The following is a 16,530-nucleotide window of genomic DNA, read 5'->3' as shown; positions in this document are numbered from 1 at the left end:
ACACAATGAGACCATCATTCAATATACTGATTTTATATTTCTTTTTTTATGCACTTTTAGGCATGAAAAAATCTACTTTGCCACATTCAGGGAAAGTAGATTTTGTCATGCCCATGCCACACAATTGCTTTCAAAACTCTCGGCAAAAAAAGACCAGCAGCACAAAGCATGTGCGGCTGGTCTTTTAGTAATGCTAGTTACTACAAGCTATCTAGAAATATCCGTTTATACCGTATTCTTCTTGAACAAGTTTATGAACCGTATCCTGACGATGACAGGCAACTTTATGATCGTTACCTACATCAATAAGAGCCGGTTCATCCGTGCGACACACATCAATGCAGAACGGACAGCGAGTATGAAAGCGGCAGCCGCTTGGAGGATCAAGCGGACTAGGCACATCACCTTCCAAAACAATACGGTTTGAAACCGCAGCGACTTCCGGATTTGGAATACCGGAGAGAAGCGCATGAGTGTATGGATGTAGCGGATTGCAGAACAGCTCATCTGTTCGGCAAGTTTCAATACATTTACCCAAATACATTACAGCAATACGTGTGGAGATATATTTTACCACCAACAAATGATGTGTAACAAACAGATATGTAAGATTCAGTTCCTTACGCAGCTTATCCAACAGATTCAAAATCTGAGCCTGTACAGATACATCCAGCGCGCTTGTAGGTTCATCAAGTACGATAAACTCAGGTGACGCCGCAATGGCACGTGCAACGGCGATGCGCTGACGTTGACCACCGGAGAACTCATGTGGATACCGCATCAAGTGCATACGGGAAAGCCCGACCATCTCCAGAATGGAAACAATCTTTTCTTCCAGTTCACGTGCACCGAGTTTTTCCTGCTCCTTAATCGGTTCCGCAATAATATGCTTGATAAGCATGCGCGGATTCAAAGACGTTGTCGGGTCCTGAAACACCATCTGTAATCGACTGCGGATACCTGCGTTTTTCATCTGTCTGTTAGACATCTTCGCAAGATCCATTGGTTCACCATCTTCAGGATAATAGATAGCCTCACCACCTGTAGGTGCATGCAAATTGATAATGGCTTTACCCGTTGTGGTCTTACCACAACCGGATTCACCTACAACTCCCAGACATTCACCGCGATAAATCTCCAGGTCAATACCGTCCAACGCTTTAACTGAGTTCACCTGACGCTTAAGCACACCACCGAATACCGGATAGTGCTTCTCAAGCCCTTTGAGCTCGATTATCTTCTTTTTCATAACAGCCCCCCAATCTGCTGGTCTGCGTAATGGCAGGCAACAAGATGTCCTGGAATCAATTCTTTCAGCTCCGGATTCACAGTAGAGCATTTGTCCATTGCATTTGGACAACGAGGATGGAATCGACAGCCGGATGGAGGATGTACAAGGTTCGGCACGCTACCTTCAATGGACTGCAACTCGCCTTCCTGATTAAACTTAGGAACAGAGGTAAGTAGCGCCTCTGTATACGGATGCAACGGATTGGAGAAAACATCCTTCACGTCACCGGTTTCACACAGAGTACCGGCATACATCACCCCTACTTTCTCACAAGTTTCCGCAACAACACCAAGGTCATGCGTAATGAGAAGAATGGATGAAATGCTCTCTTTTTTCAGATCATTCAACAGCTGAAGAATCTGCGCCTGAACAGTCACATCAAGGTTTGATGTAGCTTCATCGGCAATGAGCAATGTAGGGTGACAAGCAAGCGCGATGGCAATAACAATTCGCTGCTTCATACCGCCGGAAAGATTATGCGGATAACGGGTAACAATCTCTTCAGGATTCGCAATACCAAGCTTTCCGACAATGTCGATTGCGCGCAGTAATGCTTCTTTCTTTAACGGTCTTTCCCACATTTTCAACAAAGGAATCTGGGAACAAAGCTTTAAGAAACCTGACTTAGGATGCTTTGCCGCAATCCCCAGCATTTTTCGATAAAATTGAGTTAACAATCCGTACGAAACTCCGGCATCAATCTCATCACATATTTTTTTACTCATCTCTGCGACACGGTGGAAAAGATAACTTTCTGCAACTTGATACCCGACGGTCAGCACAGGGTTCAGCGCTGCGTTCGGTTCCTGAAAGATCATGGAGATAGAATCACCGCGGATGCCTTCCATTTCTTCTTCTGAAAGCGCCAACAGATCAATAGGCTCTGCACCGGATTTTTCAGAAAACAACACCTTTCCGTTTTCAATAACACCGGGAGATTGAATGACACGAAGCATAGAACGAACAGTTACAGACTTACCACAACCGGACTCGCCTACAAGCCCGTAGGTACAGCCATGGTCGATTGTCAGACTGAACTTATCCAGTGCCCTTACTACACCTTCATAGGTATAAAAGTTCGTAGTAAGATTTTGTGCTTTAAGTAAAACAGCCATGACTAGCGTCTCCTCAGCTTCGGATCAAATGCATCACGCAGGGCATCACCGAGCAGGTTCCACGCCAGTACGAAAAGGATAATACAGATACCGGGGAAGAAAATGGTGTACCAGAACTGAAGTGGATCATTTACAGGGCCTACAATGTAGTTACGTGCAAGTGCAACCATCTGCCCCCAGTCTGCATACCCTTTCGGCGCACCAAGACCCACAAAACTCATAAACGATGCGCTGATAACCATTGAGCCCATATCCATGGACCCCATAATCAGCACAGGGTAAATTGAGTTGGGCAGGATATGACGCAGAATGATTTTGAAATCGGATACGCCCATCAATTTTGCAGCCTGCACAAATTCCTGGTCACGCAGCTTCAAGACTTCAGAACGGATAACGCGCACATACCATCGCCATTCCACAAGGGCCAAGGCAATCATAATGTTTTCCAACCCCCTCCCGAACGCAACAACGATTGTCATCGCCAGTACAAGGAGCGGAATAGACCACACTATGTCTACAAAACGCATGAGGAATTCATCGAACCACCCACCATAGTAGCCAGCGAGCACGCCCAAGGTAACCCCTACAAAACCTGCGATACCTACAACGAACAGACCAATCTTAAAGGCGGTTCTAGTTCCCCAGACAACCCCATAAAAGATATCGTACTGACCGGAGGTGGTACCCATAATAAAACGCTCTGAAGGCGCTTTAGGTGTGGGAGAAAATCCTTTGTGCGGCATTTTGTACGGTGCATGTGCGTATTTTGGCGGAGCGATATATGGAGCCGCAATAGCAACTCCAATAAAGAACGCCAGCAGCACAACGCCGATAACAGCAGTCGGGTTTCTAAAAATACGAGCAAGAGTAAATTTGAGCTCACGAAGACGTGGGTGCTCATGTGCCTGTACCGCGTTCATAGCTGTACTAGTTTCCATAAGCATCCTTCCTAATGAAGCCTGATTCGTGGATCAACATATGCGTACATAATGTCAATAATCAGGTTTGAAGTTACAAATACAAGCCCCACAAACATACACACGCTCATAAGCACCGGCATATCAAGCTGTGTTGCCGATTCTGCGAGCCACCACCCCATGCCTTGACGGCTGAATACAACCTCCACGGCAATAGAACCTTCCATAGAAAGCGCCACAAGTTGCCCTGCAACAGTAATTACAGGGATAAGGGCGTTCTTTTTTGCGTGTTTTTTATAGATCGTTTTAAAATCTGCGCCCTTGGCTTTTGCCGTAATTATGTAGTCTTTGTTCATTTCTTCAATCATGCCGGAACGCATGACTCGCATGAGCAAAGCAACAACGACAATAACCTGTGTGATAACAGGCAAGACTAAGTGCCTAAGCGCATTGAGGGTAATATCAAGCCTGCCGTTTAGCAGACCATCAAAGGTGTACATGCCAGTATATCGGACAAATTCATCCGGATGATTGGCAACCCATAAAGACAATTTGCTGGAGAGAATCCCAGGGGAGAACATGCCCAGATACCCGTAAAACACCATCAACAGAATAAGAGCGAACAGGAACGTTGGTAACGACCATCCGACAATCGCAGCGATACGCGTTGAATGGTCAAAAAAGGAATCTCGATGAACCCCCGACATTGTCCCAAGCCATATACCGACGATGATGACAAGGGGTGATGCCAACAGGTTAAGTTCAAGTGTAGTTGGGAAGTAGGTCCAGAAAGCCTGTGCGACCGGACGCGCCGCAACAAGCGACCAGCCGAGGTTTCCTTTTGCAACTTGCTGTACCCATTTGCCGTACTGAACATAGAAAGGCTTATCCAATCCATATTCCTGAATGATAAGCGGAATATTCTCAGCTTGCTTAGGTGAAGTCACATAAGCAGCAGCGCGTCGTTCTGGACTGAAGGTGGAGAGCAATCCAAAAATAAGGATTGATACACCGAACAGAACAAACACTAGAAAGAATAGCCGCCGAATAATATAAGCAGTCATGACATCCTGTGAATGCCCCGAAGGTGTGTCCTTCGGGGCATGACGTTATGTTATTATTTAGTTCTTCTTCAGCAGTTTTAAGTTTTCCCATTCGTGATCGAGCATTGGGTTTGGTATAAATCCGTCGACATTTGAACGGTACGCAAAGTGATCGACCTTCTGGTACAAAATAAGCCCCGGGGCATCTTCGAACCAAAGATCCTGCATGCGGTAATACGCATCGCGTCGTTTATCAGGGTCAATTTCAAAACGTGCGTATTTTGCAAGCTTATCTACTTCGTCATTTTTGTATGCCATGAACTTACCGTACGGGCCGGTGGATGCCATAAAGGTAGTAAGGAAGTTATCAGGGTCAGGGAAATCTGCACCCCAACCAATGATGAAGAGCGGATACATGAACTTGCGGTACCCTACAGTGTAATCTTTCCAGTCTACGTTGCGTACTTCAATCTGGAATTTAGGGTTCAGGGACATAATGTTTTCAGCAATCATAAGTGCTGCGGCTTCACGCTGGGCATTACCTGTATTGTGGGTAAGAACCATTTTGAAGCCTTTATCCCAAACTTTCCCGCCCCATGCTTTTTTCATTAGTTCAGCAGCTTTTTCCAAATCGTATTCGTACACAGGCTCCTCCTTGGAATAAGGAAGACCTTTTGCGTTTGGAGTAGTAGGAATTGTAACATTACCGTTCCACACATCCTCGATGTACATTTGGCGATCAAATGCATGAAGGAATGCTTTACGCACGTTAATATCTGCAAAGAAGTTCGGCGGAATACCTTCACCGTCAAGCTTGCCGGAACCAATATTCGGATTCGCTTCAGGATTTATTTTTTGACAGAACATTGCTCCGGTAACGGAGAGTTGAGGAACAGAAAACAGCTTTACGTTGTCCATATCCTGAACTTCTGAGAGGTACTGAGCATCAACAGTAACGCGGTCGGCATCACCATTTTGAAGAGCAAGCTTACGTGAGCTCCACTCTTTATTGTAGCGGATGATTGCGGTTTTAAGCTCAGGCTTTTCACCCCAATAGTTATCGGTACGCTGGAAAATAAATTCGTTGGAAGGAGTCCATTTTAGCATCTTATACGGGCCGGTACCGTTTGCAATTTTTTGCAATGGTTCAGCACCAAAAGCAGGTCCATTGAAGTTAGCTGCATTTTTCACAGTGCCATCCCAGCCGCCGTTTGCGATTGTCCATTCTTTATCAAGAATGACACCACCATAGGAGTAGGCAAGAACAGCAAGTAGTGGTGGAAATGGTCTCGGGAGATGGATAATAACGGAGTCACCTTTGACTTCGACTGATTTATCAATCTTCTCAAAGATACCATCAATAATTTTACCGTCTTTACGGGTACTAGATACTCCGGCAACAGCCTCAAGCATCATCCACATCGGGCCGCCTTCCTGGTCAACTACCATGTGGCGTTTGATGGAATACGCTACGTCTTCCGCGGTAAGTTCATTACCATTATGAAATTTTACGCCCTTACGGATTTTAAATTCGTATGTTTTACCATCATCACGAATACCACCATTTTCAGCGGATGGAACCTCAGTGGCAAGAACAGGCCCGAATTTGTCAGTCGCAGAGCCATCAAAAAAAATGAGAGACTCATAAATATTCATAATACGTTGATGTGACACAACATCATACGCACATGCAGGATCAAGTGTTCGGACTGTACCATAGCTTTCAAACACAAATGTATCTTTCGGGGATGCTGCAACAGCAACAGATGCCATCAAAAGCACACATGCAAGTACTGATATAATTCGTTTCACCCTAACCTCCTTAATGCTGAACAGGAATAACGCTCCATTCAGCGGTAACAAGTAACAAGTGGCAGTAACAACACAGTATAAAAATCGATTAACTCATGACACAGTCTCAACTCTATCGCAATTACTTAGCAACATTAACTTTCTATACAACAATGTAAAAACTTGATGTTTTCAAACAACAAAACGTCCAAAGAATACTTTGGACGCATCATATTGTGCTGATTCTATACACTTCGTACTTGTTTTTTCGGCTACTACCCCACACTCTAGCTTTTATCTACGTTACAAAACTTTCTTTTTCATACAATAGCAACCAGCCAAGCTCTCTCAAATCAATTTGGTTGACGTGTCACCAGCAAACAAAACAGCCTTGCCCAAGATGACTTTGCTTTTGCGATTACTCTTTCCCGACTGCAGAAATTTTTTACCACAACAACGCAATCCCCCATCAACAGCAAAGGGCTTTAAAACCGTAAAAAACTACACTAATGCGGTAGCATATGATCCAATAAATACAGATTGATACATCAATTATGAAAAAAGTTATTCTTTCCCTACAAACTCGCAACATATTGCAATAAAAGGACAACACAATAAAAACTGAAATTTTGTCAGAGACTAACAACTTATAGACGTGCACAGGTGTGCAAAGGAGATAAGACTTGGCATATAGCTTTCACAAAGAAAGGACTGTAAAAAAGCATAGTGCAAAACTTATATTCTTTTTCTGCCCGCAATAACAATCCTCTATTATTGCGGTATTTTTTTTATTGTGCAGTTGCACACCAGACTGTTTATGTTACTTTTTTTCTTCATAAACATACTCACTACAAAAAAGTTCTTTCTACGTCTTTTGGATCAATACAGAACATTTTTCTTATACAAAAATAGATATATCTATTTGCATACCAATTGCATTGTAGAAAAAAATATTAAAACAATTAAAAGTATGTAACTAGATTCGTACAACTGGGGGGTTGTATGAAAAAAACACTTTACAAATCAATTTTTCTGCTAATCGCGTTACTTCTCTTGGTCGGATGTAATCAAACAATTGAAGAGTCTACATCTGACAACACGTCTAAAAAAGAAGATGCGACCTCTGACTCGACACCTGTAAAAGATGCTGTGATTTCTGGCGCTGTTGTTGCTGCTCCAATTGATAATGCCAGAGTTGATGCATATGTTGATGGAGCATGGATTCCTGTTGGCATAACTAAAAAAGGGCATATTCACTTTTCTGACATGGAAAAGATTACAACATACCCTGTTATACTGCGTGCAAACAAGAATGGAACAGGGCAGAACTCAAAAACATACGATGATTTCAAAGCAGAATTACGTGGAATAATGATGTCTAAAGATGACATTGCATATCTCACTCCGGTCACAACACTCGCTGCAAAAATATTTGAGCTTAACGGAAGTTCTGTTGATGCGGCGAATAAAGCAAAGAGAAAAGTCACTTCCCTTGTCCAACACACTCTTGGATTTCAGGATATCGATCCCTTTGCAGACCCTCTCGGTGACGGATTACTCAAGCATGAAGTTCTGCAACAGACATTCATGGTAGTTCTAAATCTTGGAAATGAGACAGATCACAGTGCCATGCTATCTTTTTCGAAAGGTATCGATAAATGCGCTATCAGCATGCAAAACAACACGTTTTTAGGCGCAGCAAAGCAATCTAACGCAATGCTTACCAAAAGCATTGCAGAGTACCTCACAACACAGCTTGCCAACATTCAAAGTCGCGTCTGTATCCTGCTGTATGATCAAGAAAAAAATCCAGATGAACGTGAAAAAGAACGCGTTCAGTTCAGTAAAACAATCCATGAGATTATGACATCTGAACTCCGTAATGATGAAGTTTCAGAGTGTTTTATTCTTACTAAAATTCTTGAGGGAAGCGATGCGTTTGAACAACTTACTCCTGAAGTCGCAACTCCCCAACAAACCAACGTTATCCCGCTTACATTCAAAGTATCTCTTTTAAGCAACGCAGATAACGTATCTGGCATTACAGAAGAATTAACCAAGTTGCCGGTTCCAACCTTCGCAGGTGGATTCAAAATATCTGCGGTTCCAGAAAAAGGAACATTAAACGAAGGGCAGCTAGTCTCCTCGAATGAGGATCAAAAAATTACCGCTGGTGACAAAACATATGCCAACGGAACCGAGTTCAGTTTCTTTTTTGATTGTAAGACGTCTCCCATTGACTCAAAACATTACATCACATTCACTGCTGTCGACAATCCTGCTGTAACATATACCATAACCTTCAAGGTCAAAGCTCAAGATACTGTTGCCATTAAGTCCGTCACAAGTACTGGGGCACCAAAACTTTTCATCTTTGATGAAGGTTCGCATATTACTATCCACAAGGACTCGGTTGCAACAATAGCTGATCAACAACTCGTCGCAAGTGTTACACCTGCTTACGGCACAGTGACTTCTGAAGATATGTCCGATGCAGTTATGATACAATTCAAGGCTCCAGAGGGGTTCGCATTCCGTGGCGACAATATCACGCGAACAACAATGATTCTTTCTGTCATGCCCACAGCAGTGGATGATTCATTCACCTTCGCTATACCAAACACCGTTGATATTATTGCAATTGAAGATTCGCCCATCGGAGAAAAAGTAATTCCTATCGAAGTTTTGGATCAAAAAACAGGCAACCGACTTGCTCAAACCTCTACTGCTGTCTACTTCGTTCCTGCAAGTTCAGTAGGCCGTGTCGCGAGCATTTCAATAACAAAAGAACCCTTAGCCGATATCACATACAATAGGGACGTTGCCGATACTGATATCGTGCTAGAGCCTTTCATACTCAGTTGTGAATTGAAAACATGGTACGACGTTGCTGAGGTTCCAAAGGACCAGCAGCCTGCTTCCCCAATGACACAAATCCCATCTCTCTGGAAATTGCGTTTCGATCATGATCCTACAGAGGACAAAGGATTCAAAGATGCTAATGGCATCTATAACAACGAAGTTGATATTGAACGTTATGCATCTTCTTTGGCGGTAAATCCGATAAAATTTGAATTTCATGATTTTACAAGCTTTGGCGGAAGCGATTGCCGGCTAACAGTCAAACCGTTCTCTGCTTCCGACACCATCAGTTTGTATTTTACGTATACTGATGATCCGGAAAATGAACAGGTGGCTACAGGCAGTATTATTCTCAGGGAGCAGCTCTAGCAATACTGTACGTAAGTTATCCGCGTCACTTTTCAAATACTCATTCAGCAATCATTTGTTTCTCCCTAAATTCAAATATTGCAGGCGTATTCCGATGCAAAACAATATGGCGAGCCTTTTTGGGCTCGCCTTTACTTTACCAATACGTTCTCAATGAATCCACAAAGCACGTTGTCATCCCTAAACGTCAGCTATCCATTTTGCTTAACAAAGCCCGAAGTCAGAAAAATCTCTCGCCATCATGCTTAAAACAAAAAGCAGTGCAAGTTAAGGCAGTTATCCTGCTGAGCATCTTGCTGCCAGTTCAAATTCACCATAGTGCCTATTTCAGTATCATCACAGGCGGCATCAGGCGCGGCTCACTCATTATTGGAACACCATCACCGCCTTCCCCTATCCGAAAAGAAAGGAATTTCCGTTCTTTTTCAAGAGTCAAACGCTCTGTTTCTTCCACTGTATTAATGATGCGGGCAGAAATGAAAATATACAGATGAGTTGTTGCGCTGGATTTTTTCTTCTGTTTAAAAAGCCAGCCGAGTACAGGAATATCCCCCAACCAAGGCGTAGAAGAATTATTGCTGGAATCATCTTTACCTAACAACCCCGCTATAACAGCAGTCTGACCATCCACCATACGAATAATGGTTTCCACCTCTCGCTTACGGGTGGTCGGCGCAATAATACTTTGCCCCTGTCCCAAGGCAATCAACGAATTTACAACGCGACTGACTTCCTGATTAACATTAAGAAGCAATGTCCCGTTCGATCCAATCCTTGGAGTAATTTTCAACTTCACACCCACGTCTTTGTAATCAACACTCTGCGTGCTGACACTGTTAATTGTTGTGACCACAGACTGTTTAACAAACGGAATGTTATCGACAATATCAACCCGTGCTTCTTCATTATTCAAAGTTAGTAACTGTGGCGTTGAAAGAAGAGTAAACGCGTTGTTCCCTTTCACAACACTTAAAATGGATTGAATGCTATACGGGGTGCCACCAATGCTGAATGCATCCGTCAGTACAGCGCCAATCGATGAGCCTGAAGGGAAACCAACAAAACCTGCTGAGCCCTCATTAGGTACTGATATAGAACCGTCACCATGATTAGCGCTGCCGATCAGGCGTGTGTTACCACCGCCCAGTGCTCCAGCCCAGTTTACACCGAAATTAAAACTGGAATCACTTGATGCTTCCATGATTGCTGCTTCGATAAATACCTGCCGGCGGGGCAGATCAAGTTCCTTAATTATACCCACAAGAATATCAAAATCGTCTGGTCGGGCGGTGAGTAAAAGGCTATTGGTTGCGCTATCAGCCACGACCTTTACTTCGCGGGAAAGAACTTTCTGTTCGTTTGTTCTCCCTTGTCGTTCAACCAGCGTATTCACAATCTTTGCCACGTCTTCTGCTTTGGCATTTACCAAAGCCAGTGTGTGAATACCGCTCTTTCCTTTCGGAGTCTTAATATCCAGAGTGGTAACTAGCGACTCCACAATCAGTATTGTTTCTGGATCGGCAAGAGCTACAACGGCGTTGACTCGCTCATCTGCCAAAACAATGGAAATAGACTTTTTACCAAGCTTTATCTGCTTTTTTACCTGAACTTCGACAATGGCATTAATGCGGACAGCAACGCTTTTAGCGTCACCAAACTGGAGAGGAAAATTTTTAACCTGTGAAGAAAATTTTTCTTTATCGATGGATTTAATCAATTTCGAAACTTGAAGATTTAGCAAATACGGCGCGGTAACAATAAGTAAGTTATCTGGTGCGTAGGCGACTACAACACCATTTGATCCCACCACCCTTGTTAGTACCTTGGAAAGCTCGATGGCGCTCGAATATTTAAGCCTGACAACCTGCGTCTCAAGTTGATTACTTTCCGGTGCATCATCATCGTCAGCATATAGTGATGCCTGCGTAGAAAGAGCCTCCGTTTTGGCAAGAGCCATGGGCAAAATTTTATACGTGCGCCCACTTGGCACTATGGAAAATTTATTGACCTTTAAAACGGATTCAAAAACTCTGTACGCTTCAGCAGCGTCCATTTTTGTAGAAGAATAAATTGTGACATTGCCACAGACACGGTTATCAACAATAAAATTTTTTCCCGTAAGTTCACTTATGAACCTAATCAGCACATGAATATCAGCATCCCTAAATCCCATGCTGATATCTCTCCCTTTTGCAGCGATTCCCACCCGCACATGTCCAAAGGACACAAAGCAGACAATCAACACTGCAAAAAGAAAACAAACTATTTTTCTGACAATCATCATTCTTAATTCACGAGCCTATACGTCAAGGTTTGGCGTTTTCCCTTGAGAATCCTATCCAGAGCAATCACTTTTTCATCTAGCATTGCCGTAAAGACATCTGCCCAAGAAACGACACAAGCGACCTTCCGGTCACCTCAACAAGCACATCGTCTTTACGTATCCCCGCTGTATGAAAAATCTGCTAACCCAAAAAGCTCACTTCAAACCGACGATTCCCCAGCATTACACGGTGCAACTGAATACTTTGAGCAATCGATCCCGCTCCCCCAACTCTTTTCTTTACAACACGTCAAACAAGCAGATGCAGCTCTTCAGACACATATCCCTGCTTTCTTCAAAAAATACGGTGAATGTATGTATAAGAAATAGGCCACTGTAACTTCCCCAAAGTCACCTTACAAAGAATTTCGCCTTTCCCCGTTGAAAGCCTGTCATGTAATTTTTGCTATGTGTAAGAACAGATAATTTCGGAAGAATACTGTTAAAACACAAAACTACTATAATAGTGAGCTGCAAAATATTTTCCATAAACTGTTTGAATTTATAAGATATAAACAAAAAAAAACGACCACAGCCTTTTTTAAGTTCATTCAACTTAGCTATATTTTTTCTTTTGAAAAAAAGCTTATGCTATTCAAAGCATAACGAAACATTAAATACAAAAAATAGCTCTTTTATGTATTGATACGTATAAAGCTCTATGCAGTATTATTTCAAAAATTTTTATAAAGAATTTATTTACACAATGCATTGTTTATTCACCTGTAAATATAGCAATAATCATTTTTTTAAAATTCAATATTGCATGAGAAAAACATAACAGAGTAAATCCGAAGCAAAATATCTTCAGTCAGTCTATTTATTGGTAACTACAAATTCAGTATTCTTTTGTAATACACTAGATCTTTTACTGAGATATTCGGCGACTCGTTCATTCCAAAAGATCACTACCCACTGGCTGAAATAAGAAAACAAGCGCTGAAGTTATTGTTGTCCTCGCATTTAGAAAAAACACTGATGAAGTCTCCATCCTTAATTGCTTTACAAAACAACACGTAACAGACTACAAACATTTACTTTACGCATACAAGCATTGCCCAAACCTGCGAATAATGGGGGTTTTACTAGTGCTAAACTGCAAAGTTGCCGCTTCCCCTTTTCCTTTTTTCAAGCTTGTCCTACAGTCACTCCGTGTTCTTTCATTACGTATGGAGTAAGTGCAGTGTCTGACCAACCGACGATTACAAATAGAGTCACGTTATTACTGGTCTTTATGTTTTTTTTCTCTGCGACCATCGGCATCACATACATTTATTACATGAATAAAGTGAAGCAAGACGCGATCGTAGAATCCCAAACAGCCATGCTTACAGGTTACAAGCGAAGCATTGCCTACTCCATCCGCACCATTTCAGATTTGTTGAGTAATCAACTCAAAAGCATCCCGAAAGAAGAACAACAGGCTCAAATTCAAAAAGCTATTAAAGACCTGCGCTACGACACAGACGGGTACTATTTTGTGTACAACACACAAGGCATAAACATTGCCCACCCACTCCATGAAGAATTCATCAACACCAATCGCCTCGAACACGAAGACCAAAACGGTCACAAATATATTGCCGATCTTGCAAAAGCCGCCGAAAAAGGCGGCGGATACACCACCTACTGGTTCTCCAAGCCAGGGCAAGAAATTCCACTCCCAAAGCTCGCATATGCGCAAATGATCCCCGGTACTGACTTCTGGATTGCCACGGGAACCTATATTGACACCATTGATGCCGAACAAAACGCACTTGCTACGAAGTTAGAAAGTCACGTTCAGAAGGCGATTATAATCGTTTCAGTGGGTACAACTTTTGTACTGTTCTTTTTAGTTGTTCCGGCAAGTTTCTATATGATCAACACCATTGTTCAACCATGGAAACAAATGGAACGAGAGCTGCGGCATGCACAGAAAATGGAAGCCATCGGTATTTTTGCAGGCGGTATTGCGCACGATTTCAACAACATTCTGGGGGCGATAATATCGTGCAGTGAGCTTGCGCTCATCGACATGAAAGAAAGTATGTCGGCGCATGAAGATTTGCGGCGAATTTTACAGGCAGCCAACCGCGGTAAAGCACTGGTGCGGAAAATCAAAGCATTCAGCACACGCAACAGTACCCACGTACAGCTTATGCGTCCTGCTACTGTCTTGCAGGAATGCATGCGTCTTCTTGAATCATTCATCCCAGCGACCATTGATGTTTCTGTTCGCAACAGATGCAATTCCGCTCTTATTTATGCTGACCCAGACCAATATTTACAAATACTCATGAACCTGTGCACTAACGCTGTTCAAGCCATGGACGGAACAAAAGGCAGTCTGCATATTGAGTTATCGGTGCGTGAAGTAAGTCTTCCTGAAGCACAGGAAATGAAGATTTCTCCATACCATTATGTTGCTCTCTCAGTTCGCGATACAGGAACCGGCATTCCGCAGCACTTAATCGATCAAATATTTGATCCATTCTATACAACCCGTAAAAAAGTAGGGGGAACAGGACTAGGACTTTCCGTAATATCTTCTATTATTAAGCAAAACAAAGGACACATCAGCGTTGAAAGCACACCGGATGTGGGAACATCCTTCACAGTACTTCTGCCGTACGCAGGAAAATCTGAAGAAGAAGCACCACAGCCGCTCAACGTAATTCAAGTTCAGGGCGGAACAGAGTCCATCCTCTTTGTGGATGACGATAAAGATCTGGCCTACCCTGTAGAAAAACTATTTTCCCACTACGGCTACAACGTATCACTTTTCACCAACAGCAGAGATGCACTTGCGGCGTTCAGCGCTGCCCCCGAAAATTTTGATCTGCTGTTAACAGACCAGATGATGCCACACTTAACTGGTACAGAACTCATTAAAGAGATCCATTCAGTTAAGCCGAACATGCCGACGATTTTATATAGTGGATTGGAAGGAAGCGATTTATGCGCTGAAACTCCATCCGAATGGGAAGACCTCGGTGTAACCAAGTTCTTCTCAAAGCCGTTCGAGCCCGCGCTCCTGTGTGAAGCGGTGCGCCATTTGCTCGACGAATCCTGCTCAACAGATAAGGAACCTCATGAATACACCAGCAATACTCATAATTGATGATGATCCTGACGTAACGTATGCGCTTTGCCGCGCAGCACGCCATCTCGGGTATGCTGCGGACTCAGCTGCTACGATTCATGATGCCCTGCAAAAAGCAACACAGAAAGAATTTGATGCTGTGTTTCTTGATGTCCAGCTGCCAGACGGAAACGGCATGGACATTATCACCGACATTATGAATCAACCGGCACATCCGGAGCTCATTATCATAACCGGTAATGGTGACCCTGATGCTGCGGAACTGGCTATCTCCAATGGCGCATGGGATTATATAGAAAAGGGTGATTCAATCCACACGATTATGGACACCCTTTCCAACGCATTGGAATATCGTTCCGACAAACTTTCATCCCGAAAAGTTCGCCAGATTCAGGCACTCCGCAGGGAAAACATTATTGGCGAAAGCAGCGCAATCACACGCAGTCTGGAGCAAATTGGAAAACTTGCGGCCAGCGACATGAACGTTCTGCTTTCCGGCGAAACAGGAACAGGTAAAGAACTTTTCGCACGCGCCTTGCACAACAACAGCGCGCGCAGCAAAGGACCCTTTATCGTCGTAGACTGTGCAGCCTTGCCCGAGAATTTGATTGAAACCATTCTTTTCGGGCACGAAAAAGGCACCTTTACAGGTGCGTTGCAGGATAAAGAAGGCCTTATTCTGCAAGCGAACAACGGTACTCTCTTCCTTGATGAAATAGGAGAACTGCCTCTTGCCACCCAAAAAGTTTTCTTGCGAGTTCTTCAAGAGCGAAAAGTTCGCCCACTTGGCAGCAAGAAAGAAGTACCGTGTAACTTCCGACTCATTTCCGCGACCAACAGAAATCTCGATACAATGCAGAAAGAAAACACATTTCGAACAGATTTAGCATTCCGTATCTGCTCTGCAAAAATCACACTTCCGCCATTACGCGAACGACGCGAAGATATTTCACTGCTCATCGACCATTACATGACGCTCTTCTTCAAGAGGAATGGACTCAATTCCAAGGCATTCAACCCAAGCGTTCTCACCACACTGGAAGATTACGATTGGCCAGGAAACATTCGAGAACTGGTCAATGCCGTTGAGTTTATGGTCTCAACATCCCGCAATGAATCACGTATTTTCATCAAGCATCTACCGCCTGCTCTTCGTGCTCGTCTTGCTAAAAGCAGAATAACCCCGCACGAATCTCCTAAAGAAGGATTGCCTTCAAACTTCTCCTATGAAGCCAGCGATGAAGGACTTCCTACCATGCAGGAACACAGGAATGCAGTGATCGAAAAAGCAGAGCACAGCTATCTAACACAGCTACTCAACTCTACTAGAGGTTCCATCAAACAGGCTGTCGAGCTTTCAGGGTTATCTCAGTCCCGCTTATATGCGTTGCTCAAAAAACATCATATTAAATAAGTCGACTTGGTTTATTTAGGGGGAGTTTGCCTCCGGCGGCTTAAGAACCTTTTATTAGCGAGACCAGCATGTTTTTTCCGTAGCCTCGCGGCTTATTCATCACTATCTTTCTCAAAATTAAATGGCTGTCCTACATATGTAGGACAGCCATTTTATATTTATGAGACATTCTTTTCTTATCAAAGAGGAGAGTTTTCCTGCCCCACAAGAAAATTACTGTTATATTTCATTAATCAAACAATATTAAGTGTCTGTTTTTATTCAATTTGCGCTTTTTATATTTTTTGGCATGCTCCATGCTCTTAAGCAGGTAACAACGA

General features: G+C 43.2%; 9 protein-coding genes. 3 read left to right on the top strand and 6 right to left on the bottom strand.

Going from position 1 to position 16,530, the window contains the following annotated elements:
• Positions 1 to 211: 211 nt before the first annotated feature.
• From MKHDV_RS03770 to MKHDV_RS03750, 5 genes are read right to left on the bottom strand one after another with little or no spacing between them, the layout of a single operon-like run.
• Positions 212 to 1,249 carry an ABC transporter ATP-binding protein gene (locus tag MKHDV_RS03770; RefSeq protein ID WP_160712404.1) on the bottom strand — a complete coding sequence of 346 codons (1,038 nt, stop codon included), beginning with the start codon at positions 1,247 to 1,249 and terminating at the stop codon, positions 212 to 214.
• Complete coding sequence (locus MKHDV_RS03765) at positions 1,246 to 2,406, bottom strand: ABC transporter ATP-binding protein (protein ID WP_160712402.1); 1,161 nt, start codon at positions 2,404 to 2,406, stop codon at positions 1,246 to 1,248. The genes MKHDV_RS03770 and MKHDV_RS03765 overlap by 4 nt, the downstream gene beginning before the upstream one ends.
• A gap of 2 nt (positions 2,407 to 2,408) precedes the next feature.
• A complete protein-coding gene (locus MKHDV_RS03760) occupies positions 2,409 to 3,344 on the bottom strand; it encodes an ABC transporter permease (RefSeq protein ID WP_216846848.1) in 936 nt (311 codons plus the stop codon).
• 11 nt (positions 3,345 to 3,355) lie between these two features.
• Positions 3,356 to 4,387, bottom strand: coding sequence for an ABC transporter permease (locus MKHDV_RS03755; RefSeq protein WP_160712400.1), 1,032 nt, complete (start codon positions 4,385 to 4,387; stop codon positions 3,356 to 3,358).
• A gap of 57 nt (positions 4,388 to 4,444) precedes the next feature.
• Positions 4,445 to 6,178 (bottom strand): ABC transporter substrate-binding protein, encoded by a 1,734-nt coding sequence (locus MKHDV_RS03750; protein ID WP_160712398.1) that lies wholly within the window; start codon positions 6,176 to 6,178, stop codon positions 4,445 to 4,447.
• 981 nt (positions 6,179 to 7,159) lie between these two features.
• On the opposite strand from MKHDV_RS03750, the gene MKHDV_RS03745 reads away from it, so the two are divergent.
• Entirely contained in the window at positions 7,160 to 9,388 is a 2,229-nt protein-coding gene (locus MKHDV_RS03745) for a hypothetical protein (protein ID WP_160712396.1), read from the top strand.
• Positions 9,389 to 9,710: 322 nt separating this feature from the next.
• Here the strand turns inward: MKHDV_RS03745 and gspD are convergent, their stop codons facing one another.
• Entirely contained in the window at positions 9,711 to 11,561 is a 1,851-nt protein-coding gene (gspD, locus tag MKHDV_RS03740) for a type II secretion system secretin GspD (RefSeq protein ID WP_254060403.1), read from the bottom strand.
• 1,333 nt (positions 11,562 to 12,894) lie between these two features.
• On the opposite strand from gspD, the gene MKHDV_RS03735 reads away from it, so the two are divergent.
• Positions 12,895 to 14,814 (top strand): cache domain-containing protein, encoded by a 1,920-nt coding sequence (locus MKHDV_RS03735; RefSeq protein WP_160712394.1) that lies wholly within the window; start codon positions 12,895 to 12,897, stop codon positions 14,812 to 14,814.
• A complete protein-coding gene (locus MKHDV_RS03730; protein ID WP_160712392.1) occupies positions 14,786 to 16,210 on the top strand; it encodes a sigma-54 dependent transcriptional regulator in 1,425 nt (474 codons plus the stop codon). The genes MKHDV_RS03735 and MKHDV_RS03730 overlap by 29 nt, the downstream gene beginning before the upstream one ends.
• The last annotated feature ends 320 nt before the right edge of the window (positions 16,211 to 16,530 follow it).

The sequence above is a fragment of the Halodesulfovibrio sp. MK-HDV genome, from assembly GCF_009914765.1.
In the GTDB taxonomy this organism is placed as follows: domain Bacteria; phylum Desulfobacterota; class Desulfovibrionia; order Desulfovibrionales; family Desulfovibrionaceae; genus Halodesulfovibrio.
This window is presented reverse-complemented; position numbering and strand designations above follow the sequence as displayed.

Bases quoted from the DNA above. Each gene is read 5' to 3' on its own strand.
- MKHDV_RS03760 (WP_216846848.1), bottom strand. From the start codon at position 3,344: ATGGAAACTAGTACAGCTATGAACGCGGTACAGGCACATGAGCACCCA.
- MKHDV_RS03765 (WP_160712402.1), bottom strand. From the start codon at position 2,406: ATGGCTGTTTTACTTAAAGCACAAAATCTTACTACGAACTTTTATACC.
- MKHDV_RS03755 (WP_160712400.1), bottom strand. From the start codon at position 4,387: ATGACTGCTTATATTATTCGGCGGCTATTCTTTCTAGTGTTTGTTCTG.
- MKHDV_RS03770 (WP_160712404.1), bottom strand. From the start codon at position 1,249: ATGAAAAAGAAGATAATCGAGCTCAAAGGGCTTGAGAAGCACTATCCG.
- MKHDV_RS03745 (WP_160712396.1), top strand. From the start codon at position 7,160: ATGAAAAAAACACTTTACAAATCAATTTTTCTGCTAATCGCGTTACTT.
- gspD (WP_254060403.1), bottom strand. From the start codon at position 11,561: ATGGGATTTAGGGATGCTGATATTCATGTGCTGATTAGGTTCATAAGT.
- MKHDV_RS03730 (WP_160712392.1), top strand. From the start codon at position 14,786: ATGAATACACCAGCAATACTCATAATTGATGATGATCCTGACGTAACG.